Genomic DNA, 23,691 nt, shown 5'->3' with positions numbered 1-23,691 from the left:
TTGAACATCGGCCTTCCCGACCTCACCACGATCAGGGCCCGGAACCCCGAGGCCGTCGCCGAGGCGGCGGCCCGCCGGACGCGGCGCCCGCTGCTCGGCGACAGCGGTCGCCTGATGATCGTGGCCGCCGACCACCCGGCGCGCGGCGCCCTCGGGGTCGGCGACCGGCGCCTGGCCATGGCCAACCGCGCGGACCTGCTTCAGCGGCTGTGCACCGCGCTGTCGCGGCCCGGCGTCGACGGGGTGCTCGCCACCGCCGACATCCTGGAGGACCTGCTCCTGCTCGGGGTGCTGGAGAACAAGGTGGTCATGGGCTCGATGAACCGCGGGGGCCTCGCCGGCGCCGCCTTCGAGATGGACGACCGCTTCACCGGCCACCGCGCCGAGGACATCGCCCGGCTCCGCTTCGACGCCGGCAAGCTCCTGGTCCGCATCGACCACGACGACCGGGGCTCGCTGACCACCCTGGAGTCCACCGCGCGGGCGATCGACGCCATGGCCGCCCACCAACTGCCCCTGTTCGTCGAACCGTTCCTCTCCCGGCGCATCGACGGCAAGGTCCACAACGACCTGTCCGCGGAAGCCGTCACCCGGTCCATCGCCATCGCGTCGGGCCTGGGCGGCACCTCCGCCTACACCTGGCTGAAGCTGCCCGTCACCGACGACCCGGACGACATGGCCGAAGTCCTGGAGACCTCCACCCTGCCGGTCGTCCTGCTCGGCGGCGAGGTCGGCGAGGACCAGGAGGGCGCCTACGAACGCTGGCGCAAGGCCCTGCGGCTGCCCACCGTCCAGGGCATGGTCGTCGGAAGGTCGCTGCTCTACCCGGCCGGGGGCAGCGTGGAAGAGGCCGTGGACACGGCCGTCGGTCTGCTGTGATCCGGAGGATGCCATGACGTACCACCTTCCCGCCGGCAAGGCCCTCGGCGGCCCCTACACCGTCGACATCACGCCCGAGAAGGCCGGCTGGGGCCACTCCAGCCTGCGGGTCCTGGAGCTGCCGCCGGGCGGCGCGCACTCCTTCGACACCGGCGACAGCGAGTGGATCGTCGTCCCGCTGAGCGGCGGCTGCACGGTGACCGCGGCGGACGACTTCGGCCAGGACAGCTTCGAACTCCAGGGCCGTGCCGACGTGTTCAGCGGCGTCAGCGACTTCGCGTACGCGCCGCGCGACGCCCGCGTCACCGTGACGTCCGCCGGCGGCGGCCGGTTCGCGCTGACCGGCGCGCGCTGCACCCGCCGGCTGCCCGCCCGCTACGGCCCGGCCTCCGAGGTGCCCGTGGAGCTGCGGGGCACCGGGAACTGCTCCCGGCAGGTCAACAACTTCGGCGCGGCCGGGGTCTTCGAGTGCGACAAGCTCATCGCGGTCGAGGTGATCACCCCGGGCGGCAACTGGTCGTCGTTCCCGCCGCACAAGCACGACGAGCACCGGCCGGGTGAGGAGTCGGTGCTGGAGGAGATCTACTACTTCGAGTTCGCCGGCCACGACGGCGTCCCCGGACTCGGCTACCAGCGCGTCTCCCCCTCCGGCCCCGGCCGGGACACCGACGTCCTCGCCGAGGTACGCGACGGCGACGTCGTCCTGATCCCGGACGGCTGGCACGGACCGTCCATGGCCACGCCCGGCCACCACATGTACTACCTCAACGTCATGGCGGGCCCGGAGGCCGAGCGCGCCTGGCTGATCTGCGACCACCCCGACCACGCCTGGGTCCGCGACACCTGGCCGGACCAGCCGGTCGACCCCCGGCTCCCCCTCTACACCGCCCCGGAGACCTCCGCATGAGCGCCCCCACCCGCCGACTGACGACCGCCCAGGCCCTGGTGCGGTTCCTGTCCGCCCAGTACACCGAGCGGGACGGCGAGCGCCGCCGGCTGATCGCCGGGACCTGGGGCATCTTCGGCCATGGCAACGTCGCCGGGGTCGGCCAGGCGCTGATGGAGGCAGGCATCGGGCCAGGCGCCGTCATGCCGTTCCACCAGGGCCGCAACGAGCAGTCCATGGTGCACGCGGCCGTCGGCTACGCCCGCCAGCTCAACCGCCTCTCCGCCCAGGCGGTGACGACCTCCATCGGCCCGGGCGCCACCAACCTGGTCACCGGCGCGGCCCTGGCGACGATCAACCGGCTGCCGGTGCTGCTCCTGCCCGGCGACTACTTCGCCTCGCACGCCCCCGACCCGCTGCTCCAGCAGCTGGAACACCCCGTCGAGGCCGATGTGTCGGTCAACGACAGCCTGCGCCCGGTGTCGCGCTACTTCGACCGGATCACCCGGCCCGAGGCGCTGATCCCCTCGGCACTCCAGGCGATGCGGGTGCTGGCCGACCCGGCCGAGACCGGCGCCGTCACCCTGGCCCTGCCGCAGGACGTGCAGGCGGAGGCGTACGACTGGCCGGAGGAATTCTTCGCCGAGCGCGTCTGGTACGTACGGCGTCCCGCGCCGGACCCGGTGGAACTGACCGCCGCGGTCGAGGCGATCCGGGCGGCGGAACGCCCGCTGATCGTGGCGGGCGGCGGCGTCCACCACAGCGAGGCCGAGGAGGCCCTCAGGGCCTTCGTGGAGGCCACCGGCATCCCGGTCGCCTCCACCCAGGCCGGCAAGGGCTCACTGCGCCACGACCACCCCGCCGACCTCGGCGGCATCGGCCACACCGGCACGGCCGTCAGCGACGAACTCGCCCGCACCGCCGACCTGGTGATCGGTGTCGGCACCCGCTACACGGACTTCACCACCGCCTCCGGCACGCTCTTCCAGAACCCGGACGTGCGGTTCCTCAACCTCAACATCACCGGCTTCGACGCGCACAAGCTGGCCGCGCGGACGCTGGTGTGCGACGCGCGGTCCGGTCTGGAGAAGCTGGCCGAGGGGCTGGCCGGGCACCGCGTGGCGGAGGCGTACGAGGCCGAGTACCGCGCCGGCACGGAGCGCTGGGACGAGGTCGTCGAGGCCGCCTACCGGGCCGACGACGAGAACGCGGTCCCGACCCAGACCCAGGTGCTCGGCGCGCTGGACGCGGCCGTCGGTGACGACGACGTGGTCATCAACGCGGCCGGCTCGCTCCCCGGCGACCTGCACAAGCTGTGGCGCTCGCGCAGCCCGCGCCAGTACCACCTGGAGTACGGCTACTCCTGCATGGGCTACGAGATCCCGGCCGGCATCGGCGTCCAGCAGGCCGCCCCGGGCACCCCGGTGTGGGCGCTGGTCGGCGACGGCACCTACCTGATGATGCCGACGGAGATCGTCACCGCCGTCCAGGAGGGCCTGCCGGTCAACATCGTCCTCCTCCAGAACCACGGCTACGCCTCCATCGGCGGACTGTCCGAGGAGACCGGCGGTGAACGGTTCGGCACCGCCTACCGCTTCCGGGCCGCCGACGGCACCTTCACCGGCGCCCCGCTCCCCGTCGACCTCGCCGCCAACGCGGCCAGCCTCGGCATGGACGTGCTGCGCGCCAAGACCGTGCGCGAGCTGCGCGATGCCCTGGCCGCGGCCCGCGCCTCCGACCGGCCGACGTGCGTCTACGTCGAGACCGACCCGGCCCCGACCGCTCCACCGGCCGAGGCCTGGTGGGACGTGCCGGTGGCCGAGACCGCCTCCCGTGAGGCGGCCGTCGAGGCCCGCGAGCGCTACGACCGCCAGGTGGCCGGACGCCGCCGCCACCTCTGACCCTCCCGCTGCTCTCGAACCCAGGCTCCACGAAAGGCCCTTGCGCACCATGAAGACCATCACCCACTGGATCGACGGCAAGCCCGTCGAGGGCACCTCCGGCCGGTTCGGCCCCGTCTACGACCCGGCGACCGGCGCCCAGGAGAAGCAGGTCGCGTTCGCGACGGTCGACGAGGTGGACGCCGCGGTCGCCTCCGCGAGGACCGCCTTCGAGAGCTGGGGCCAGTCCTCCCTGGCCAAGCGCACGGCGATCCTGTTCAAGTACCGCGAGCTGCTGGACGCCCATCGTGACGAGATCGCCGAGCTGATCACCGCCGAGCACGGCAAGGTGCACTCCGACGCCCTCGGCGAGGTCGCGCGCGGTATGGAGATCGCGGAGCTCGCCTGCGGGATCTCCGTCCAGCTCAAGGGCGAACTGTCCACCCAGGTGTCCAACCGGGTCGACGTCGCCTCGATCCGCCAGCCGCTGGGCGTGGTCGCGGGCATCACGCCGTTCAACTTCCCGGCGATGGTGCCGATGTGGATGTTCCCGCTGGCCATCGCCTGCGGCAACACGTTCGTGCTGAAGCCCAGCGAGAAGGACCCGTCGGCGTCCCTCAAGCTCGCCGAACTGGCCACCGAGGCCGGTCTGCCGGAGGGCGTCCTGAACATCGTGCAGGGCGACAAGACGGCCGTGGACCGCCTCCTGGAGCACCCGGACGTCGAGGCGGTGTCCTTCGTCGGCTCGACGCCGATCGCCAAGTACATCCAGCTGAAGGCCGTCGAGCACGGCAAGCGGGTGCAGGCCCTGGGCGGCGCCAAGAACCACATGCTGGTGCTGCCCGACGCCGACCTGGAGCTCGCCGCCGACCAGGCGATCAACGCCGCGTACGGCTCGGCGGGCGAGCGCTGCATGGCCGTGTCGGTGGTCGTGGCCGTCGGTGACATCGGTGACGAACTGGTCGGCAAGATCGCCGAGCGTGCGAAGAACCTGCGGATCGGGCCCGGCAACGACCCGACGTCCGAGATGGGCCCGCTGATCACCCGCGAGCACCGCGACAAGGTGGCGTCGTACGTGGCGTCGGCCGCCGAGCAGGGCGCAGAGGTCGTCGTGGACGGCACGGGCTTCTCGGTGGACGGCCACGAGAACGGCTTCTTCCTCGGCGTCTCCCTGCTGGACCGGGTGCCGCTGACGGCGGACGCCTACCGGGACGAGATCTTCGGCCCGGTGCTGGCGGTCGTACGGGCGCAGACGTACGAGGAGGCCATCCAGCTGATCAACTCCTCCCGCTGGGGCAACGGCACCGCGATCTTCACCCGGGACGGCGGCGCCGCCCGCCGCTTCCAGCTGGAGGTCAAGGCGGGCATGGTCGGCGTCAACGTGCCGATCCCGGTCCCCGTCGGCTACCACTCCTTCGGCGGCTGGAAGGACTCCCTCTTCGGCGACCTGCACATCTACGGCAACGACGGCATCGCCTTCTACACCCAGGGCAAGGTCGTCACCACCCGCTGGCCGGACCCGTCCGACGGGGGCATCAACCTCGGTTTCCCGAGCAACTCCTGACACGCGGAGGGGGGTTCATCCATGGCCAAGACCGGTGACCGGGCCCGCACCACGGCCGCTTCGGCGCTCGGCTCGCTGGACTTCGCCCTGGACCGGGGCAGTCCCGTGCCGCTCTACCACCAGCTCGCGCAGCAGCTTGAGGCGGCGATCGGGCACGGGCTCCTCGCCCCGGGGAACCTCCTGGGCAACGAGGTCGACCTGTCCGTGCGCCTCGGCCTGTCCCGCCCCACCGTCCGCCAGGCCATCCAGTCCCTCGTCGACAAGGGCCTGCTGGTACGGCGGCGCGGGGTGGGCACGCAGGTGGTGCACAGCCAGGTCAGGCGCCCCCTGGAACTGAGCAGCCTCTACGACGACCTGGAGGCGGCCGGGCAGGCTCCGGCCACCGAGGTCGTACGCAACGAGGTCGTCCCGGCCTCCTGCGAGGTGGCAGCTGCCCTCGGTGTCGCCGAGGGCAGCGAGATCATCGCCCTGGAACGGCTGCGCCGCACGCACGGCCAACCGGTCGCCCTGCTGTGCAACTACCTGCCGGCGTCGCTGCTGGACCTCGACGACGCCCGCCTGGAGTCCACGGGCCTGTACCGGATGATGCGGTCGGCGGGCATCACCCTGCACAGCGCCCGGCAGAGCGTCGGCGCCCGCTCGGCCACCGCGGAGGAGGCCGTCCGGCTGGACGAGGAGGCGGGCGCGGCGGTTCTCACCATGCGGCGCACGGCCTACGACGACACCGGGCGCCCGGTCGAGTACGGCAGCCACATCTACCGGGCCTCGCGCTACACCTTCGACTTCCAGTTGCTGGTCAGGCCGTGAGGAGGCCGGTCACCTCCTGCGCAGCATCCGGCTGAACGGCGTGTCCGGGCGTTCCAGGCGCTCGCCGTCCAGCGTGATGTCCACGACCTCGTTGAAGAAGGCGACCCGCCCCCGGATCGCCGTCACGGCGGGCAGCGGCTCGGGGTAGCTCCAGAGGACGTTGGGCGGTACATCGCCCTCGCCACGCCAGGACCAGTACGCGGCGGTGCCCTTGTAGGGGCATCCGGTGTGGTGGTCGGTGGCGTCGAACAGGTCGAGGCGGACGTCCTCCCGGGGGAGGTAGTACCGCGTGGGCAGGGAGGTCTCGAAGAGCAGGACGGGGGCGTGGCTGTCCGCGACGAGCTGCCCGTCGATCTGGACCTGCACGTGGCGGCTGCTCGGCAGCGCGTCGACGCGTTTGTGCGGGTCACGGGGGTGGATGAAGATCTCCTCGTCCTCCTCGTACCAGTGGTCGAGGCCCGTGTCGGCGCGCAGGAACCACTCGAAGGCGATGTGGCCGGCCAAGTCGTCGGCGGGGAACGTCCAGGCGGCGTTCTCGCGCACCTCGCCGTCGGCGTCGAGATCGTAGAAGGTGCGGGAGCCGGTGTGGGCGCCGGTGGGCGGGCTCTTCGCCGGGCGGAGGAGGTCGGTGCGGACGTCCTCCCGCGGGAAGGCGTACTGCGGCACGGGCAGGCGGGGCTCCCAGACGAGCACCGGGTGCCGGCTGTCGACGACGGTGACGTCGCCCTTGCGGCCGCGCACCCAGCGCTCGCTGGGTTCCCACAGGAGTCCTTCCGGGGTGGTTCTGATCGAGCGGGCGCCGGGGTGGGCCGGGTGGGTGGTCATGGCCGGTGCTCCCTCCGGAGGTCCGGATGCCGATTCCCCTCCACGGTCGCACGGTTTCAGTGCGCCGTGTCCAGGCGGGCGCGCTGCTCCGGGGTCAGTTCCAGGTCCACCGCCGCCAGGTTCTCCTCCAGCTGGGCCACCGAGGAGACCCCGGCCAGCGGCAGGACGGGCAGTTCGCCGCCGATCTGCCAGGCGAGCACGACCTGGTTGACGGTCGCGCCGGTCTCCCGGGCCACGCCCCGCAGTGCCGCCAGCCTGGCCGGGGTGCCGGGGTGGTCGAAGTCGGCGGGCAGCCGCTCCGGGCGGGTGTAGGCGCCCTTCAGCAGCGGGGAGTACGCGACCAGGGTCAGGCCGGGCTCGGCCCTCAGGTAGCCGAGCAGGTCGGGGCCGGCGTGGCCGAGGCTGCCGTCCCGGAACAGGGCGTCGGGGACGTCGGTGCGGGGGCGCAGATGGGTGTGCGCGTACTGGAGGACCTCGTAGCCGGGCAGTCCGGCAGCGGCGGCGAGGGCCCGGGCCCGCTCGACCCGCCAGACGGCGTGGTTGCTCACGCCGAGCAGTCCGACGGTGCCCTCGGCCACCAGGGCGGCGAAGGCCTCGACAGTCTCCTGGACCGGGACGGTGTGGTCCTCGATGTGCGCGTACAGCAGATCCAGTTTCGCCAGGCCGAGCCGTTCCCGGCTGCGTTCGGCGGACTCGCGGACCACCTTCGCGGACAGGCCCTCGGGGTTGTCGACGTAGCTGGTGCCGGGGGCCAGGGGGCGGGCGCCGAGCTTGGTCGCGATGACGACCTCGTCGCCGATGCCGCGGCTGCGCCGCCAGCGGCCGAGGAGCTCCTCGCTCTGGCCGCCCTGGCCGCCGTCGGCCCAGAAGGCGTAGTTGTCGGAGGTGTCGATGAAGTTCCCGCCGGCTTCGACGTAGCGGTCGAGCAGGGCGAAGGACGTCGCCTCGTCCGTCACCGAGCCGAACAGCATCGCGCCGAGCGCGAGGACGCTCACCTCGCGGCGGGTCGTGGGGTCCGTGCCGATCGTACGGTACTTCATGCCTGTCGCTCCCTCCGGCGGCCCCCGGGGTTCGGGGTACGTCGGGGAGTCTTCAGCTTGGAGTGCTCTCGAGGTCAAGGGCGTACACGCAACGAAAAGGGTCCCGCAGGCTTCGGCCTGCGGGACCCTTCGCACCGTCGGGACGACAGGATTTGAACCTGCGACCCCTTGACCCCCAGTCAAGTGCGCTACCAAGCTGCGCCACGTCCCGGTGCGCGCCACCCGCGGTGAGCCGCGTGATCGCGCGAACAGCACTTTACCCCACACCCCTGGCCGCGCCGAAAGCGGGCCGGGCGGGACAATCGGCGTATGGGCAGCACTGGAGAGACTCAGCCGGGCCGGGCGGTCGGCGCACGGGACCGCGACAGTGAGGGGCGGGCGCGCAGCGCCCGGCCCCGGGACGGTCTCGGACGGCCCCTGCCGTACGGCACCGACGGCGTGGCCCGGCAGCCCGAGGGCGTCGTCCGCACCCCGGAGGAGACCGTCACCGAGGCACAGCGGCTGCTGGACGAGGGGAAACCGTTCCACGCGCACGAGGTCTTCGAGGACGCGTGGAAGTCGGGGCCCGACGAGGAGCGCGAGCTGTGGCGCGGCCTCGCCCAGCTCGCCGTGGGGCTCACGCACGCCGCCCGCGGCAATCCGACCGGCGGGGCCCGGCTCCTGCGTCGGGGGGCGGGCGCGGCCGAGGCCTGGCTGGCCGGCTCCGGGCAGGCGCTGCCGCACGGGGTCGACGTCGAGAGCGTGACGGCGTGGGCGCGGGAGCTGGCCGCAGACGTGGAGCAGAACGGCCGGGCCGTGGACGCGGCGGCGCGGGCGCCTCGGCTGCGGGGCGCGGCAGCCGGGCGCTGAGCTGCGGCAACGGGAGATTCCCGGTCACGCTCCGGGCACCGGCGATCCGACCTCGGTGTACCCGCCCCGACCCCGGTGCGGCACACTCGGGGCGTGCGAAAGATTCATGTCATCGGTATCGGCGCGGGCGACCCCGACCAGCTCACCCTCCAGGCGGTCAAGGCGCTGCGGGGCACGGACGTGTTCTTCATCCTGGAGAAGGGCGAGGTGAAGGCGGACCTCACCGGGCTGCGCCGGGACATGCTCGACGCGCACGTGCCGCGGGGGACGTACCGCGTCGTCGAGGCCCGCGACCCGGAGCGGGACCGGAGGGCCGGCGGCGCGGCCTACTCCCCGGCCGTCGGGGACTGGCGCAGCGCCCGTGCCGACATCTACGAGCGGCTGATCGCCGAGGAGCTCGGCGAGGAGCAGACCGGCGCGTTCCTGGTGTGGGGCGACCCGTCGCTGTACGACAGCACGCTGGGGATCCTGGAGGAGGTGCTCGAGCGGGGCGCCGTCGCGTTCGAGTACGACGTCGTGCCCGGCATCAGCAGCGTCTCGGCGCTCGTCGCCCGGCACCGCACGGGCCTCAACCGCGTCGCCCGGCCCGTGCAGATCACCACCGGCCGGCGGCTGGCGGAGGGCTTCCCGGAGGGCGTGGACGACGTGGTGGTGATGCTCGACGCCCACCAGACCTTCCGGCGGTACGCGCAGGAGGACGTCGACATCTACTGGGGCGCCTACATCGGCACCCCGGACGAGATCCTCGTCTCCGGCCCGATCGCCGAGGCCGCCCCCCGCATCGAGCGGCTGCGGTCCGAGGCCCGCGAGCGCAAGGGCTGGATCATGGACACGTATCTGCTGCGCCGGCACCCGCGCGACTGACGTGGCCGACGGGCACATCACCGGGCACCCGTACGGACGTTCTGGCATGCGCACCCGGGCCTGGGCCGCCTGGCTGGAGGAGCGGCTGGGGCAGGACATCGGCCGCCCCCAGGACAGCGACCTGCGCGTCGCGGTCGACGCGATCGCGAAACGGCTGCTGGTGGAGGACCTGGGCCATGGACCGCCGCGCAGTCAGGGCAAGTCCCTCACGGCCGCCTCGGTGTGAGCGCCCTACCCGATTACCAGCCGTTCCAGCACGCCCTTCACATCGGGTACGGCCGTCACACCGTCCGGCAGCGGTGGCCGCTGTACGACCACGACCGGCAGCCCGAGGTCCCGGGCCGCTGTCAGCTTGGCCACCGTCGCCGCTCCCCCGCTGTCCTTGGTCACCAGGACGTCGACGCGGTGCTCACGCAGCAGGGCCGTCTCGCCGGGGACGGTGAACGGGCCGCGCGCGAGCAGCACATGAGTGTCGGGCGGCATCGGCGGCTCGGGGGGATCCACCGACCGTACGACGAAGTGGATCCCCGTCAGACGGGCGAACGAGGCCAGGCCGAGGCGGCCGGTGGTGAGGAACACCCGGCGGCCGAGACGCGGAAGCAGCTCGGCGGCCGCGTCCAGTGAGGTGACCGGGTGCCAGTGGTCCCCCGGGCCGGGCCGCCACCCGGGGCGGCGGAGCACCACCGCGGGCACGCCGGTCTCGATCGCGGCGCGGGCCGCGTTGGCCGTGATCGACTCGGCGAAGGGATGCGTGGCGTCGACCAGCGCGTCCACGCCCTCCTCCCGCAGCCACCCGGCCAGTCCCCCGGCCCCGCCGAAGCCCCCGACGCGCACCTCCCCGTCGAGCGCCCCCGGCTCGGCCACCCGCCCCGCGAGGGAGGTCGTGACGCGGATGCCGGGGCGTGCGGCCAGCGCGGTGGCCAGGGCGCGGGCCTCGGACGTGCCGCCGAGGATCAGGACGTGAGAGGACACGGCGTCGAGCGTACGAGGTCCGGTCCGGCCGGTGACGGGACGGGTGCCGACCGGCGGACGCGGCTCCGGGTGGCTATCGTCCTGGCATGGAGTCCGTGCGTGCCGTGCTCGTGGACATCGACGGGGTGCTCACCGTGTCGTGGCGGCCGTTGCCCGGGGCCGTCGAGGCGTTGCGGGAGGTCCGGGAGGCCGGGCTCGCCGTCCTGCTGGTCACCAACACGACGTCCCGCACCCGGGCGTCGATCGCGGGGACGCTGGCGGACGCGGGGTTCCCGGTGTCCGCCGGGGACATTCTGACCGCGCCCGCCGCCACCGCCGCGTACCTCGCCGAGCACTGTCCCGGCGCCCGGTGCGCGCTGCTGAACAGCGGCGACATCGCGGAGGACCTCGACGGTGTCACCGTCGTCGGGGCGGGCGACACCGGGACCCTGCCGGATGTCGTCCTCATCGGCGGGGCCGGTCCCGAGTTCGGCTACGCGGCGCTCGACCGGGCCTTCGGGCATCTGCAGCGCGGGGCCCGGCTGGTGGCGATGCACCGCAACCTGTACTGGCGCACGGCCGAGGGACTGCGGCTGGACTCCGGGGCGTTCCTTGCCGGGCTGGAGCGGGCCGCGCGGGTGGAGGCCGAGATCACCGGCAAACCGGCGCGGGCGTTCTTCGAGTCGGCGCTCGCCCGGCTGGGCGTCGGCGCGCAGGAGGCGGTGATGGTCGGGGACGACGTCGAGTCCGATGTGCTGGCGGCGCAGCGCGCCGGGGTCACCGGGGTGCTCGTGCGGACCGGGAAGTTCCAGCCGGAGACGCTGCGGGCCGCCGACGGCACGCCGGACCACGTGATCGACTCCTTCGCGGACCTTCCGGCGCTGCTGCGGGAGTCAGCGCAGCAGTAGTTGCAGACCGCCCACGACGGTCGCCGCGATGACGAGCTGCTCGAACAGCCGCTGGTTGATCCTGTGCACGGCCCACTTGCCGAAGAGAGCGCCGGGCACGACGAACACCACGAGCGCCAGGTCGAGGAGCAGCGAGCGGCCGTCGATCAGGCCGAGGCCGGCGCTGAAGGGCAGCTTGGAGACGTTGACGATGAGGAAGAAGAAGGCCGAGGTGCCGAGGAAGCCGAGCTTGCGGAAGCCCGCGGACAGCAGGTACATCGACATCACGGGGCCGCCCGCGTTGGCGACCATGGTGGTGAAGCCGCCGAGGACGCCGTAGGAGCGGGCCTTGAGACGGCCCGACGGGGTGGTGACCGACTCCGGATCCTCCTCCGTGTCGGCCGTACGCCGGCGCCACACCGTCACGCCCGCCATCAGCAGCAGGATCGCGCCGATCGAGGTCCGTACGATCGCGTCGTCCGCCCAGATCAGGAACACCGTCCCGACGACGACACCCGCGGCGACCGCCGGGAACAGCCGCCACAGCGTGGGCCAGTGGGCGTGCCGCCGGTAGGTGGCGACGGCCAGGAGGTCTCCGGCGATCAGGATCGGCAGCAGCACCCCGGTGGAGGCGCGGGCGGGCAGCACCGCCGCGAAGACGGCGAGGCTGACCGTGTTGGCCCCGCTCACGGCGGTCTTCGAGAAGCCGACGAGCAGGGCCGCGAAGGCGAGGGCGGCGAACTCCCAGCCGGTGATGTGCCAGAGCGTCATGGTGTTCATGCGAACACTGATGCTAAGTGCAACGAACAGTGCTCGTCAGCGCTGTCTCGCCTGATGGGCCCCGGAACGGGTGCCGCTAGGGGGTGTCCGCAAAGTCGCGTCGTTCGCCCGGAGGGCGGGCCCCGCGGCGTTCGGTGCGTGCTCTCGGCGTGCCGGGCGGGCACCCGCGTACTGGTTGTACTTGGGTGTTCGCCCGGTGCGGCGAGAGTGCGTGCCGGGCGTCGAGGGGCAGGCGGGACTTTGCGGACACCCCCTAGGCCCGTTCCACGAGGACCGCGCTCCCCTGTCCCACCCCGACGCACATCGTGGCGAGCCCCCGCCCCGCTCCCGTGCGCCGCATCCGGTGAAGCAGCGTCGTCAGGATGCGGGCGCCGGAGCAGCCGAGGGGGTGGCCCAGCGCGATGGCGCCGCCGCTGGGGTTGACAAGGTCGGGGTCGATGCCGAGCTGGTCCACGCAGGCCAGTGCCTGGGCGGCGAAGGCCTCGTTGAACTCGGCCTCCTCCAGGTCGCCGACGCTCCAGCCGGCGCGGGTCAGCACCTTGCGGGTGGCGGGGACGGGGCCGATGCCCATGACGTCGGGGTGGACACCGGCGGAGGCGCCGGCGACGTAGCGGCCCAGGGACTCCAGGCCCAGGTCGTTCAGGGCCTCCTCGCTGACGAGGAGGAGGCCGGCGGCGCCGTCGTTCATCGGCGAGGCGTTGCCCGCGGTGACCGTGCCGCCGTCGCGGAAGACCGGCTTCAGCCGGGACAGCTTCTCGAACGAGGTGTCCTCGCGGACGCATTCGTCGCTGTCGACGACCACACCGTCGGGGCGCTCCACGGGCAGCAGTTCGTCGTCGAAGTGGCCGTTCTTGCGGGCCAGGGCGGCGCGTCGGTGGCTGCGCAGGGCGAAGTCGTCCTGCCGTTCGCGCGGGATGCCGTACCGCTCGGCGACCTCCTCGGCCGTCTCGCCCATGGCCAGCAGGCCGTGCAGTTCGCGCATGGCCGGGTTGACCAGGCGCCAGCCGAGGCGGGTGTCGGCGGTCTCCATGCGGTGCGGCAGTGCCTCGTCGGGGCGGGGCAGGACGAAGGGGGCGCGGCTCATCGACTCGGAGCCGCCCGCGATCAGGATGTCGGCCTCACCGGCGGCGATGGTGCGGGCGGCGGTCGTCACGGCCTCCAGGCCCGAGGCGCAGAGGCGGTTGACGGTGGCGCCGGGCACGGAGTCGGGGAGGCCGGCGAGCAGCGCGGCCATGCGGGCGACGTTGCGGTTGTCCTCGCCGGCCTGGTTGGCGGCGCCCCAGTAGACGTCGTCGATCCGGGCCGGGTCCAGCGCGGGCACGCCGGTGACCAGGGCGCGGACGACGGTCGCGGCGAGGTCGTCCGGCCGAATCGAGGAGAGCGCTCCCCGCAGCTTGCCGATGGGGGTGCGGCGGGCGGCCGCGAAGTGGACGGGACGCACGAGAGGCTCCTCACACCGCGCATTAATTAGCACTGCTAGTTTCGGACTATAGACCCTTGCCCCGCCGTCTGTGAAGATTCTGCGCCTCCGGGGTTCCCCACAGGTCGGATCGCAGGCCGAACGGCCCCATGGGTCGCGTTTGCACCAGTGCGCCCGGGGCACCCGCGCGTTCATGGAGTGGTTGCGGAGTGCCGCCTGCGTGGACGAGGACCCCGAGTTGTTCTTTCCCGTCGGCACCGCCGGCCCCGCCCTGCGTGATGTGAGCGCCGCGAAGCGGATCTGCGCGCGCTGCCCGGTGACCGATCAGTGCCTGAGCTTCGCGCTGGGCAGCGGTCAGGCCACGGGCGTGTGGGGCGGCACCGGCGAGGAGGAGCGCGACGCACTGCTCCGGACGACCAGGAACGACGCGAGAAGGAGAAGTGCCCTATGACGGCTGTGAGGAGCACACTGCCCGACGACGCCCGCAAGGTCTCCTGCGAGGCACTCCAGGACACCCTGGTGGATCTGCTCGGGCTCTCGCTGGTCGGGAAGCAGGCGCACTGGAACGTCGTCGGTCCGCGGTTCCGGTCCATCCACCTCCAGCTCGACGAGGTGGTCACGGCGGTGCGGGACTTCGCCGACACCGTGGCGGAGCGGTCCGCGGCGCTGGGTGTCCCGCCGGACGGCCGGCCGGAGACCGTCGCCAAGGCCTTCACGCTGCCCGCCCCGGAAGAAGGCTGGGTGCGCGACTCGGACGCCGTGCAGGTGATGGTGGACGCGCTGCAGGAAGCGGTGGCCCGGCTGCGCGAGCGCATCGACGCGACCGAGAAGGCGGACCCGGTCACCCAGGACCTGCTGATCGGCATCACCGCGGAGCTGGAGAAGCAGCGGTGGATGTTCGACGCCGAGAACTTCCCGCGCTGATACCGGGGGACGGCACAGAGCATCCGACGTACGGACGGAAGGGGCAGACGATGACCGACGCCCTCGAACTCGACGCGCTGTGGGAGGACTTCCACCGCGTGGTGAACATGACCTCGCAGGAACTCGCGGCCTGGCTGCGGGTCCGCGACGCCGACGAGGCCAGCGAGCCGCTGCCGGACCAGGCGGGTTCCGCCACCGGGCAGCACGTCCTGGCCATCCTCCAGAAGCGGCGCACCGACCTGACCGAGGACGACCTGCGCGTGATGCGGAAGGTCGTGGACACGGTCACCGGCCAGGTGGACCTGGAGAACGAGCCCGAGCCGGAGGTGACGGCCGAGGACACCCGTCGCCGGCACCGGCTGATGACGGTCGGGCACGACCCGCTGAAGGGATAGGCCGTGGGCCGCCAGGAGCGCGTCGTACGGGAACTCATCGGCGCGCACGGCCGGACGTACGCCGAGGAGGCGGGCATCGGACTGAAGGGCACCCCGCAACCGCTGTACCGGCTGCTGGTGCTGTCCCATCTGCTCAGTGCCCGCATCCGCGGCTCGATCGCGCTGGCCACCGCCCGCGCCCTGCACGAGGCGGGGCTGCGCGATCCGCGCCGCATGGCGGAGGCCACCTGGCAGCAGCGGGTCGACGCCCTGGGCCGGGGCGGCTACCGGCGCTACGACGAACGCACGGCCACCCAGCTCGGCGACGGGGCCGAGCTGCTGACGGAGCGGTGGGGCGGGGATCTGCGGCGGCTGCGCCAGGAGGCGGACGGCAAGGTCTCCGAACTGCACCGCCTCCTCCAGGAGTTTCCCGGGATGGGGCCTGCCGGAGCCGGCATCTTCCTGCGCGAGGCGCAGGGCGTCTGGCCGGAGGCGGCCCCCTACCTGGACGCCAAGGCCCTCCAGGGCGCCGAGCGGCTGAACCTGCCGCAGGACCCCGAGCGCCTCACCGAACTGGCCGGGGACACCGACCCGGCCGTCCTCGCCGCCGCTCTGGTGCGGGCGGCGGTGGGCAAAGAGGTCGTGGAGGACACGCTGCGGCGTGCCGGATGAGCGGCGGGCTTCCGGCGGCCTCCGTTCGGCGGGCCGCTCGCTCACCCGAGCAACCAGCCTCCGTCCACCGTCAGTTCGACCGCGTTGACCGACCGGTTGCGCAGCAGGAAGTCCACCGCGTCGACCACGTCCGCCATCACGGCGAGCCGTCCCGTGGGGGTCTCGGCGCGCAACGCGGCGAGCACCTTCTCCGGTTTGGCCTGCCAGTACGGACTGTCGCCCACGACACCGGGGTGCACGGCGTTGACCCGGACGGGGGCGAGTTCGACGGCGAGGGAGTTCATCAGGCCCCGCACCCCCGCGTTGACCGTCGCCACCGTCGTCGCGCCCGGGTAGGGGCGTTCCTTGGCCTGGCCGCCGAACAGCACGATGGCGCTGTCGTCGTGCAGCCTGCCGCGCAGCGTGTGCACGACCTCGGTGTAGCCGACGAGCTTGAGGGTGACCAGGTGCAGGGCGGCGCCGATGTCGTACTCGGTCACCTTGTTGTCGTCCCGGGTGATACCCGCGATCACCAGATGGTCGACGCGCCCCATGCCGGCCAGGGCCGCCGCGATCTCCAGCGGCCGGGCCAGATCGAGGGCGAGTCCGCGGGCGCCGACCTCCTTCGCGACCGCTTCGGCCCGCTGGGTGTCGCGGCTGGTGAGGACGACGTCGTCTCCTTGTCCGGTCCGCGACCGGGCGAACTCGAGCCCGATCCCGGACGTGCCGCCGACGACGAGCACAGTGCTCATGACTTCTCCTCCAGTGCCGCGCGCAGGTAGTCCCAGTCCCGCGTGAACCGGTACGAGTGCCGTGACGGCGGTTGCGGCGCCTGTGTCTCCAGCCAGCGCAGCGGCCCCTGCCCCGCGTTGACGAAACCGTGCACACATCCGGTGCCCGCCCAGGCCAGATCGCCGCGCTCCAGCCGGTACCGCTCGCCGTCGAGGGTGGCCTCGGCCACGCCCTCCAGGATCAGGTAGGTCTCCTCGAAGGGGTGGTCGTGGGTGCCGATGACCCCGTCGGACGCGTACTGCACCATGAACATCGTCGAGGCGACCGCGCCCAGGTCGCGGTCGATCATCATCTTCACCGTGATCCCGCTGTAGACCAGCAGCGCGGTCCGCATGCTCGCCGTGACGGCCAGCAGATCCTGCGACTGCTTGCCGGGATCCATCTGGCCGGGCTCGAAGTGGCCGAAGGAACGGGTGCGCGGGTCGCGGACGTCCAACCGGGCCGGCTCGCGCGCGGGCAGGTCCGGTACGGCCTGGGTGTCGTGGCCGTAGCGGGCGCGCGGCACCGGGGCCAGCATGTCGGCCCAGCGTCCGCCGGTGCCCCCGGCCCCACGCCAGGCGTGCGGAACGCCGGTCGGCAGCAGGCCGTAGTCGCCCTCCTCCAGCAGGTACGAACCGTCGGGCGCGTCGAGGACCACGGCTCCGTCGAGGACGTGGAAGGTCTCCTCGTACGAGTGCACATGGGCGGGCACCCGGCCGTCCGGGAGCAGTTCGCACAGGCCGAAGCCGGTGTGGACGCTGCCGTCCTCCTCGCCGACCAGCGCCCGGCGCCGGTGACCGTGGCCGTCGTAGGGCGGCTCGGGCAGGTCGTCGGCGTGGCGCACCAGGTGATTCGTCATGCCGGTGCCTTCGCTCCCCTGGCCTCCTTCGCCGCGAGGAGCCGGTCACGGGACTCGCCGACGAGCCGCAGGGCGCGTGCGGTGTCGCCGAGCAGCGCGCCGTCGCGCTTGCGGAGCACGCCGTCGACGAGGACGGTGTCCACGTTGGAGACGTCGGCGCACAGCGTCACCGCGGCCGCCGCGTCGTGCACGGGGGCGACGTTCGGTGCGGTGGCGTCGACCGCGACGATGTCGGCGCGCTTGCCGGGGGTGAGGGAGCCGGTCCGGTCCTCCAGCCCGGCGACGTGGGCGCCGTTGAGCGTGGCGATCTCCAGCATCTGACGTGCTGTCAGCATGGTGTCGGGCACCGGCACGTCGGCCTGCCAGCAGTCGGCGTTGACGCGGGCGCGTTCGGCACCGAAGGCCGCGCGGATCTGGGTGAACATGTCGCCGGGCACCGTGGTGACGACGTCGATGCTGAGCGACGGCCGCAGACCGTGCTCGATCGCCTGCATCACGGGCGGCCAGCCGTGCCCCATCTGAAGCTCCACCTGCGGCGCGATCGACACCGTGCCGCCGCTGTCGGCGACCATCCGCCACTCCTCTTCGCTGAGGTAGCAGCTGTGGACATAGGTGGTGTCCGGGCCGAGGAGCCCCAGGTCGTGAAGCTGCTTGACCATGCCGAAGCGGCCGGCCAGCCGCCCCATGGCCACGTGCACGGTGATGGGCAGGCCCAGCTCACGGGCCATGGCCCACTCGGCGGTGACGACCTCGTTCAGGCAGAAGCCGGGGCCGCGGGTGGCGAGGCCCATGGTCAGCAGACCGTCGTCGGACGCGAAGTGCGCCGACCGGATCCGCCGTACGTCGTCCGCCGGAATGGCGATCTTGCTCTCGAACCAGTAGTCCGCGAGGGAGGTGTTGGCGCTTCCGTACGCGTACTGCGCCCGGATGCCGGACTCCGCCAGACCCTGGATCGCCGCGTCCGGATGCTCCGGGGTGTTGTTGATGTGCGACCAGTCGACGAGCGTGGTGATGCCGGCGTTGAGGCACTCCAGCGCGCCCGCGAGGTTGCCTGCGTAGACGTCCTCGGGGGTGTACAGGGGCGCGAAGGTGTCGAGGATGTCGACGAAGTAGTCGTCGAGGGTGGCGTCGGGGGCGACGCCCCGGATGGGTGCCTCCCAGGTGTGGCGGTGGGTGTCGACGAAGCCGGGGATCACGATGTGGCCGGTCATGTCGAGGACCTCGGCGTCGGCGCTGATCTCGGGCTCGACGGCCGCGATCCTGCCGTCCTCGACGAGGACGTCCCCCTGGGGCAGGTCCCCGATGTTCGGGTCCATCGAGATCACGTGACCGGAGCGCAGCAGTGTCCTTGTGGTCATCGCGCTTCCTCCCATGGGGTGTTCGATGGCGGGTGTGCGGCTCAGTACGCGGCGAGCCTGCGGACCTCCGTGACGAGCTTGTCGACGGTGGGGATGACCTGCTCCTCCAGCGCGTCGGCGAACGGCAGCGGGACGCACTCCCCCGCCACCCGCCGCACGGGCGCGTCCAGCAGGCCGAATCCCTCGTCGGCGACGACCGAGACGACGGTGGCGCCCCAGCCGCCCTGGTACGGGTTCTCCTCGACGGTGACGAGCCGCGAGGTCCTGCGCAGTGAGCCGAGGACGGTCGCGGCGTCCAGCGGGACCAGACAGCGCAGGTCGACCACCTCCGCCTCGATCCCCTCCGCGGCCAGCACGTCGGCGGCCCGCAGAGCCAGGGGAACCATGGAGGCGAGCGCGACGAGCGTGACGTCGCCGCCCTCGCGGACGACCGCGGCCCGGCCCAGCTCGACGACGTGACCGGGCGGGGGCGGTGGGCCCTTGGTCGCGAGCAGCCCCTTGTGCTCGAAGAAGACCACCGGGTCGTCGCTGCGGATCGACGCCGCGAGCATGCCGATGACGTCGGCGGGTGTCGCCGGCGCCGCGATCTTCAGTCCGGGTACGGTCAGTGCCCAGTTCTCGGTGGCCTGGGAGTGCTGCGCGCCGAAGCCGAGGCCGCCACCGTTGGCGGTGCGTACGACGAGGGGCACGGTCACCTGGCCGCCGGTCATGTAGCGGACCTTGGGGATCTCGTTGGCGAGGTAGTCCCAGCAGCAGGCCAGGAAGTCGGAGAACATGATCTCCGCGACGGGCCGCATCCCGGTCATGGCGGCGCCCATCGCCGCGCCCGCGATGGCCTGTTCGGAGATGGGCGTGTCCCAAACCCGCTCGGGCCCGAACTCCTCTCGCAGCCCCGTGGTGGTCTTGAACACCCCGCCGGCCGCGGCGATGTCCTCCCCGAGGCACACCACCGACGCGTCCCGGCGCATCTCACGCGCGATGCCCTCGGCGACCGCGTCCCGGTAGGTGATCACGTCCGCCATGCGGCACCTCCGTCCGCCCACACGTCGGTCAGCGCCTCCCGCGGATCGGGCGGCGGCGCGGCCTTCGCCGCCTCGACGGCCCGCTCCACGACGGCCCGGGCCCGCTCGTCGGCCTCGGCGACCGTCTCCTCGCCCACGCCCAGTTCGGCCAGACGCCCCCGCGCGAGATCCAACGGATCGGCCTTCAGCCACCGTTCGACCTCCTCGGCCGGGCGGTAGGCCGCCGGGTCGGCACGGCTGTGCCCGAAGTGACGGTAGGTCTCGGCCTCCAGCACGGCGGGCCCGTCTCCGGCCCGGGCCCGCCGCGCGAGCCGCCCTACCGCCTCCTCGACCGCCACGACGTCGTTGCCGTCGACGACCTCGCCCGGGATGCCGTGGGCGGGGGCCCGGTCGGCGGCGGGGCGTGGCACGGCCGTGACGTCGGCGATCGGCGTGTACTCCATGTACAGGTTGTTCTCGCACACGAACAGCACCGGCAGTTTCCACACGGCGGCCAGGTTGAGGGACTCGTGGAAAGCGCCGATGTTGGTCGCGCCGTCACCGAAGAAGGCGACCGCGAGCTGCTCGGTGCCGCGCAGCCGGGCCGACCAGGCCGCGCCCACCGCCATCGGGAGATGCGAGCCGACGATGGCGTACGAGCCGAGCATGCCGGTGGCCGCCTTGGTCAGGTGCATGGAGCCGCCCTTGGCCTTGCACAGCCCGGTCGCCCGGCTCATCAGCTCGGCGAGGCACTCCTCGGGGGTGGCGCCCCGGGCGAGGGCATGGTGGTGGCCTCTATAGGTGGCGAACACATAGTCGTCCGGGCGCAGGGCGGCGCTCGCGCCCACGGCGATCGCCTCCTGCCCGGCGGCGAGATGCGTGGTGCCCTTCACGAGCCCCCGCAGGAACAGGTCGTGGGCGGCCTTCTCGGTCCGGCGGATGACGTTCATCCGCTCGTACCGGTCGAGGAGTGCGGTGGCGTCCATCAGCGGTCCCCGGTGTTGAGGTGGGACTGCGCCTCGCGACGGGTGTTCAGCGCGCCGCCCACCGTCCAGTACTTGCGCCCGGCCACCAGCAGTTCCTCGGCGGGGAACTTGGTGATGACCTCGCAGCCGTCGGCGGTGACGACCAGTTCCTCCTCGATCCGGGCGGCGGACCAGCCGTCGGCGGCCGGCCAGTAGGTCTCCAGGGCGAACACCATGCCCTCCTCGAGGACTTCGGGGTGGTCGAGGGAGACCAGGCGGCTGAAGATCGGCTTCTCCCAGATCGACAGGCCGACGCCGTGGCCGTACTGCAGGGCGAAGGCGGCCGTCTCGTCGGTGAAGCCGAACTCCTCGGCACGCGGCCAGACCCGCACGATGTCGGCGGTGGTGGCGCCCGGCCGGACCAGGGCGATGGCCTCGTCCATGTACGCACGGCAGCGCACATAGGCGTCCCGTTGCGCACCGGAGGCGCTGCCGACGGCGAACGTGCGGTAGTAGCAGGTGCGGTAGCCGAGGTGGCTGTGCAGGATGTCGAAGAAGGCGGGGTCGCCGGGGCGGATCAGACGGTCGCTGTAGACGTGCGGATGCGGTGAACAGCGCTCGCCCGAGATGGCGTTGACGCCCTCGACGTACTCGCTGCCGAGGTCGTAGAGCACCTTGCTGACCACGCCGACGCACTCGTTCTCTCGTACGCCCGGGCGCAGATACCCGTACAGCTCCTCGTAGGCCGCGTCGACCATGGCGCAGGCCTGGGTGAGCAGGGCGATCTCGTCGCCGGTCTTGATGCGGCGGGCCTCCAGGAAGACCTGCTGCCCGTCGACGACGTCGATGCCCTCGGCGCGCAGGGCGGCGAGGACCGGCATCTCGGCGACGTCGACGCCGAGCGGTTCGCCCGCGAGGCCGTGGTCGCGCAGCTCGGAGGCGATCTTGGCGGCCACGTCCTCGGCGATCCCGGCGTCCGGGTGGAAGGCACCGCGCAGGGTGGAGATGCCGGCGCGGGCACCGGTGGGCGGGCCGCCCTTGCCGTCGCTGTAGTCGAGCCACGGGTTGTACAGCTGGTGGTGGCGGGCGGCGGAGCCGAAGTCCCAGACGACCGGTTCCCCGTCGCGCACCAGCAGGGCGAAGCGGATCAGCTTGTCCATCGCCCAGGTGCCGATGTGGGTGGCCGTCATGTAGCGGATGTTGGCGAAGTCGAAGCTGAGCACCGCGCCGAGCTCGGAGCGGTTCAGGGACTCGTGCAGCCGGGCCAGCCGCTGTCCGCGCAGCCGGTCCAGGTCGATGCGCTCTTCCCAGTCGACGGCGTTGGGGCCATATGTGCGGATCGCCATGGCGACCACCCCCACTTCGGAGTGAACGCCCGTGTGCGGTGGGTGTCAAGTGTCACTGAACATCGCCGGACACGAACCAGACGCCCACAGCCGGTACCTCTCCATCGTTGCGGTAGCGGTGGGGTGTCGTCGACTCGAAGCAGACGGAATCGCCCGGCCGCACCGTGTACTCCTCGAAACCGAGGGTGAGGATCAGCTCGCCGGAGGTCAGGTACCCGTACTCGGTGCCGGGGTGCCGCATCAGCGCGCCGGAGCCGGAGGACGAGCCACCGGGCCGGTACGTCACCAGCAGGAAGTCGGCCTCCGCGCCCGGCACCCGCCCGAGACGCTCCCACACGACGCCCGAGTCCAGCTCCAGGGTCTCGCGCCCGCCCGCGCCGACCAGCGGTCCGATCCGCCGCCCCGGATCGGCGGCGAAGGCGGCGAGGGCGTGCGGCACGGTGGCGGGGGACGCGGCGGGCGGACCCGCTCCGGCGCCCGCCCGGACCGGCTCCCGGACCGGCTCCCGGAGACCCTCCCGGGCACCCTCCCGGGCATCGAAGAGGGACTCCACGGAGATCCCCAGCGCCGTGGTGATCGCGTACAGCGTGCTGACGGACGGCTGGCTCTTGCCGGTCTCGATCTGCGAAACGAGACTCGCCGACACACCGACCTCCCGCGCCAGCGCGCGCAGACTCGTACCGCGCTCCAGGCGCGCCTGCCGGATACGCGCGCCGACGGGCGGCACGACGGCGGATGACACGGGCGGCTCCTCTGCTCGGGCAGCGTGTGCAGCTTCATTGAACAGCGCGCGCGAGCTCTCACGCCAGGAGTCGGGCAGTTCCCTGTCCTGCGGAGTGCCTTGCGGACCTCACCCGAACGGTCCGACGCCGGTGGTGGGCCGTCGGCGGCGGTGGTGCGCTGGGGGCACGCGCCACGTTCCCAGGAGGCACTCCCGATGACCCGTCGTCCGTCCCGGCTCGTCCGCGTCCTCTCCCCCGCCCTGGCGGCAGGCACGCTGCTCTCCATCGCCGCCTGCTCGGACGACGGCGGCACGGACGGTGCGCGCGTCCCTGGCGTCACCGCGTCACAGGTCGCCGGGAAGCGGCAGACCCCCTCGCCCACCGCCACCCTCTCCACGGACGGCGCCCGGACCGCGCTGATCACCGAGGCGGACATCGAGGACGACTGGACCCAGGTGAAGGACACGGAGGCGAGGAACTGGCACGACAGCCTGCTCATCGGCACGGTCGACGTCTCGGACTTCCTCACCGCCGAGGCCCAGGCGTCCGACTGCCGGCGGCTCCTCGACTCCCTGTTCGACGACGATCTGCTGGGCAGGCCGTCGGGCGCGTCCGAGCTGCGCGGTTTCCAGCAGGGCGACTCCCGCCTGCTGTACCAGGTCGCCTCCTACGACCGGACCGACCCGCAGGATTCGCTGGACTGGATGGCGACCCTGCCGGAGAAGTGCGACCAGTTCACCGTGACCGACGGCGGCGAGCGGCGCACCGTCCAGGTCATCGCGATCTCGCTGCCCGCGGTGGGGGACGCCCGGCAGGGCCTGCGCGTGACGGTGCAGGGCTCGACCGGCGGCAACGAGGCCACGCTGACCCTGGACGTCGCCGCCGTACGGGTCGGCGCAGACGCGATCACCGTCACGGCGGGCGGGCTCGACGGGGACGAGAACGACTCCGCGAAGCAGGCGGTGCAGCAGGGCACCCAGCGCCTCGAGGACGTCCTCGCCGGGAAGTCGCCCGCCGCGAGCCCCGGCTAGACCGGCCGCACGGCAGGCAGCTTCTCCCGCACGCCGGCCCCGTCCCAACGCCCGTGC

General features: G+C 72.6%; 26 protein-coding genes and 1 tRNA gene. 14 read left to right on the top strand and 13 right to left on the bottom strand.

The window, feature by feature from the left end:
• The 5 genes from ACIRDU_RS09625 to ACIRDU_RS09605 are packed head-to-tail and all read left to right on the top strand — an operon-like array spanning nt 1 to nt 6,016.
• The gene (locus tag ACIRDU_RS09625; protein WP_403576487.1) at nt 1-879 is read left to right on the top strand and encodes a deoxyribose-phosphate aldolase; all 879 of its coding nucleotides are present in this window, start codon (nt 1-3) and stop codon (nt 877-879) included.
• 13 nt (nt 880-892) lie between these two features.
• Nucleotides 893-1,786 (top strand): 5-deoxy-glucuronate isomerase, encoded by an 894-nt coding sequence (gene iolB / locus ACIRDU_RS09620; RefSeq protein WP_403576485.1) that lies wholly within the window; start codon nt 893-895, stop codon nt 1,784-1,786.
• Nucleotides 1,783-3,666 carry a 3D-(3,5/4)-trihydroxycyclohexane-1,2-dione acylhydrolase (decyclizing) gene (gene iolD, locus ACIRDU_RS09615; RefSeq protein WP_403576483.1) on the top strand — a complete coding sequence of 628 codons (1,884 nt, stop codon included), beginning with the start codon at nt 1,783-1,785 and terminating at the stop codon, nt 3,664-3,666. Before iolB ends, iolD begins: the two co-directional genes overlap by 4 nt.
• Before the next feature lie 49 nt (nt 3,667-3,715).
• Nucleotides 3,716-5,209, top strand: coding sequence for a CoA-acylating methylmalonate-semialdehyde dehydrogenase (locus tag ACIRDU_RS09610; RefSeq protein ID WP_403577354.1), 1,494 nt, complete (start codon nt 3,716-3,718; stop codon nt 5,207-5,209).
• Between the two features lie 21 nt (nt 5,210-5,230).
• Nucleotides 5,231-6,016: a GntR family transcriptional regulator gene (locus tag ACIRDU_RS09605; protein ID WP_403576481.1), complete on the top strand. Its 786-nt coding sequence runs from the start codon at nt 5,231-5,233 to the stop codon at nt 6,014-6,016.
• Nucleotides 6,017-6,025: 9 nt separating this feature from the next.
• Here the strand turns inward: ACIRDU_RS09605 and ACIRDU_RS09600 are convergent, their stop codons facing one another.
• The 3 genes from ACIRDU_RS09600 to ACIRDU_RS09590 all read right to left on the bottom strand — a co-directional run bounded on the left by ACIRDU_RS09600 (nt 6,026) and on the right by ACIRDU_RS09590 (nt 8,092).
• Nucleotides 6,026-6,841, bottom strand: a complete 816-nt coding sequence (locus ACIRDU_RS09600) for a DUF427 domain-containing protein (protein ID WP_403576479.1) — start codon at nt 6,839-6,841, stop codon at nt 6,026-6,028.
• 56 nt (nt 6,842-6,897) lie between these two features.
• Nucleotides 6,898-7,881 (bottom strand): aldo/keto reductase, encoded by a 984-nt coding sequence (locus ACIRDU_RS09595; protein ID WP_403576477.1) that lies wholly within the window; start codon nt 7,879-7,881, stop codon nt 6,898-6,900.
• Between the two features lie 137 nt (nt 7,882-8,018).
• A tRNA-Pro gene (locus tag ACIRDU_RS09590) sits at nt 8,019-8,092 on the bottom strand.
• Nucleotides 8,093-8,190: 98 nt separating this feature from the next.
• Between ACIRDU_RS09590 and ACIRDU_RS09585 the strand changes: the two genes are divergently transcribed.
• From ACIRDU_RS09585 to ACIRDU_RS09575, 3 genes are all read left to right on the top strand, one after another.
• Complete coding sequence (locus tag ACIRDU_RS09585) at nt 8,191-8,730, top strand: DUF309 domain-containing protein (RefSeq protein ID WP_403576475.1); 540 nt, start codon at nt 8,191-8,193, stop codon at nt 8,728-8,730.
• A 93-nt stretch (nt 8,731-8,823) separates the two neighbouring features.
• Entirely contained in the window at nt 8,824-9,594 is a 771-nt protein-coding gene (cobF, locus tag ACIRDU_RS09580; RefSeq protein WP_403576473.1) for a precorrin-6A synthase (deacetylating), read from the top strand.
• Nucleotides 9,595-9,640: 46 nt separating this feature from the next.
• Nucleotides 9,641-9,820: a hypothetical protein gene (locus ACIRDU_RS09575; RefSeq protein WP_403576471.1), complete on the top strand. Its 180-nt coding sequence runs from the start codon at nt 9,641-9,643 to the stop codon at nt 9,818-9,820.
• Between the two features lie 5 nt (nt 9,821-9,825).
• Here the strand turns inward: ACIRDU_RS09575 and ACIRDU_RS09570 are convergent, their stop codons facing one another.
• Complete coding sequence (locus tag ACIRDU_RS09570; protein WP_403576469.1) at nt 9,826-10,566, bottom strand: cobalt-precorrin-6A reductase; 741 nt, start codon at nt 10,564-10,566, stop codon at nt 9,826-9,828.
• Between the two features lie 86 nt (nt 10,567-10,652).
• Here ACIRDU_RS09570 and ACIRDU_RS09565 point away from each other — a divergent pair, with 86 nt between their 5' ends.
• Nucleotides 10,653-11,453: an HAD-IIA family hydrolase gene (locus tag ACIRDU_RS09565; RefSeq protein ID WP_403576467.1), complete on the top strand. Its 801-nt coding sequence runs from the start codon at nt 10,653-10,655 to the stop codon at nt 11,451-11,453.
• Here the strand turns inward: ACIRDU_RS09565 and ACIRDU_RS09560 are convergent.
• Together ACIRDU_RS09560 and ACIRDU_RS09555 are read right to left on the bottom strand one after the other, a co-directional pair.
• Complete coding sequence (locus ACIRDU_RS09560) at nt 11,439-12,212, bottom strand: sulfite exporter TauE/SafE family protein (RefSeq protein ID WP_403576465.1); 774 nt, start codon at nt 12,210-12,212, stop codon at nt 11,439-11,441. The genes ACIRDU_RS09565 and ACIRDU_RS09560 overlap by 15 nt on opposite strands.
• Nucleotides 12,213-12,465: 253 nt before the next feature.
• Nucleotides 12,466-13,653: a thiolase family protein gene (locus tag ACIRDU_RS09555; protein ID WP_403576463.1), complete on the bottom strand. Its 1,188-nt coding sequence runs from the start codon at nt 13,651-13,653 to the stop codon at nt 12,466-12,468.
• A 172-nt stretch (nt 13,654-13,825) separates the two neighbouring features.
• Between ACIRDU_RS09555 and ACIRDU_RS09550 the strand changes: the two genes are divergently transcribed.
• The 4 genes from ACIRDU_RS09550 to ACIRDU_RS09535 are packed head-to-tail and all read left to right on the top strand — an operon-like array spanning nt 13,826 to nt 15,602.
• Complete coding sequence (locus ACIRDU_RS09550) at nt 13,826-14,083, top strand: WhiB family transcriptional regulator (protein ID WP_403576461.1); 258 nt, start codon at nt 13,826-13,828, stop codon at nt 14,081-14,083.
• The gene (locus ACIRDU_RS09545) at nt 14,080-14,556 is read left to right on the top strand and encodes a Dps family protein (protein WP_403576459.1); all 477 of its coding nucleotides are present in this window, start codon (nt 14,080-14,082) and stop codon (nt 14,554-14,556) included. Before ACIRDU_RS09550 ends, ACIRDU_RS09545 begins: the two co-directional genes overlap by 4 nt.
• Nucleotides 14,557-14,606: 50 nt before the next feature.
• Nucleotides 14,607-14,951, top strand: a complete 345-nt coding sequence (locus ACIRDU_RS09540; protein WP_403576457.1) for a DUF3140 domain-containing protein — start codon at nt 14,607-14,609, stop codon at nt 14,949-14,951.
• 3 nt (nt 14,952-14,954) lie between these two features.
• A complete protein-coding gene (locus ACIRDU_RS09535; protein WP_403576455.1) occupies nt 14,955-15,602 on the top strand; it encodes an endonuclease in 648 nt (215 codons plus the stop codon).
• 41 nt (nt 15,603-15,643) lie between these two features.
• Here ACIRDU_RS09535 and ACIRDU_RS09530 read toward each other — a convergent pair whose 3' ends face one another.
• From ACIRDU_RS09530 to ACIRDU_RS09500, 7 genes are read right to left on the bottom strand one after another with little or no spacing between them, the layout of a single operon-like run.
• Nucleotides 15,644-16,333, bottom strand: coding sequence for an SDR family oxidoreductase (locus ACIRDU_RS09530; RefSeq protein ID WP_403576453.1), 690 nt, complete (start codon nt 16,331-16,333; stop codon nt 15,644-15,646).
• Nucleotides 16,330-17,211: a cupin domain-containing protein gene (locus tag ACIRDU_RS09525; RefSeq protein WP_403576451.1), complete on the bottom strand. Its 882-nt coding sequence runs from the start codon at nt 17,209-17,211 to the stop codon at nt 16,330-16,332. The genes ACIRDU_RS09530 and ACIRDU_RS09525 overlap by 4 nt, the downstream gene beginning before the upstream one ends.
• Nucleotides 17,208-18,569 carry an amidohydrolase family protein gene (locus ACIRDU_RS09520; RefSeq protein ID WP_403576449.1) on the bottom strand — a complete coding sequence of 454 codons (1,362 nt, stop codon included), beginning with the start codon at nt 18,567-18,569 and terminating at the stop codon, nt 17,208-17,210. Before ACIRDU_RS09520 ends, ACIRDU_RS09525 begins: the two co-directional genes overlap by 4 nt.
• Before the next feature lie 41 nt (nt 18,570-18,610).
• Entirely contained in the window at nt 18,611-19,591 is a 981-nt protein-coding gene (locus ACIRDU_RS09515) for an alpha-ketoacid dehydrogenase subunit beta (RefSeq protein WP_403576447.1), read from the bottom strand.
• Nucleotides 19,579-20,556 carry a thiamine pyrophosphate-dependent dehydrogenase E1 component subunit alpha gene (locus tag ACIRDU_RS09510; protein WP_403576445.1) on the bottom strand — a complete coding sequence of 326 codons (978 nt, stop codon included), beginning with the start codon at nt 20,554-20,556 and terminating at the stop codon, nt 19,579-19,581. The genes ACIRDU_RS09515 and ACIRDU_RS09510 overlap by 13 nt, the downstream gene beginning before the upstream one ends.
• Nucleotides 20,556-21,881, bottom strand: a complete 1,326-nt coding sequence (locus tag ACIRDU_RS09505; RefSeq protein ID WP_403576443.1) for a M24 family metallopeptidase — start codon at nt 21,879-21,881, stop codon at nt 20,556-20,558. Before ACIRDU_RS09505 ends, ACIRDU_RS09510 begins: the two co-directional genes overlap by 1 nt.
• A gap of 52 nt (nt 21,882-21,933) precedes the next feature.
• The gene (locus tag ACIRDU_RS09500; protein WP_403576441.1) at nt 21,934-22,623 is read right to left on the bottom strand and encodes a helix-turn-helix domain-containing protein; all 690 of its coding nucleotides are present in this window, start codon (nt 22,621-22,623) and stop codon (nt 21,934-21,936) included.
• A gap of 195 nt (nt 22,624-22,818) precedes the next feature.
• On the opposite strand from ACIRDU_RS09500, the gene ACIRDU_RS09495 reads away from it, so the two are divergent.
• Complete coding sequence (locus ACIRDU_RS09495) at nt 22,819-23,634, top strand: hypothetical protein (RefSeq protein ID WP_403576439.1); 816 nt, start codon at nt 22,819-22,821, stop codon at nt 23,632-23,634.
• The last annotated feature ends 57 nt before the right edge of the window (nt 23,635-23,691 follow it).

Source organism: Streptomyces sp. NPDC093598 (genome assembly GCF_044764825.1).
Lineage (GTDB): Bacteria > Actinomycetota > Actinomycetes > Streptomycetales > Streptomycetaceae > Streptomyces.
Note: the sequence above shows the minus strand (reverse complement) of the source record. Positions and strands in the feature narration are given on the sequence as shown.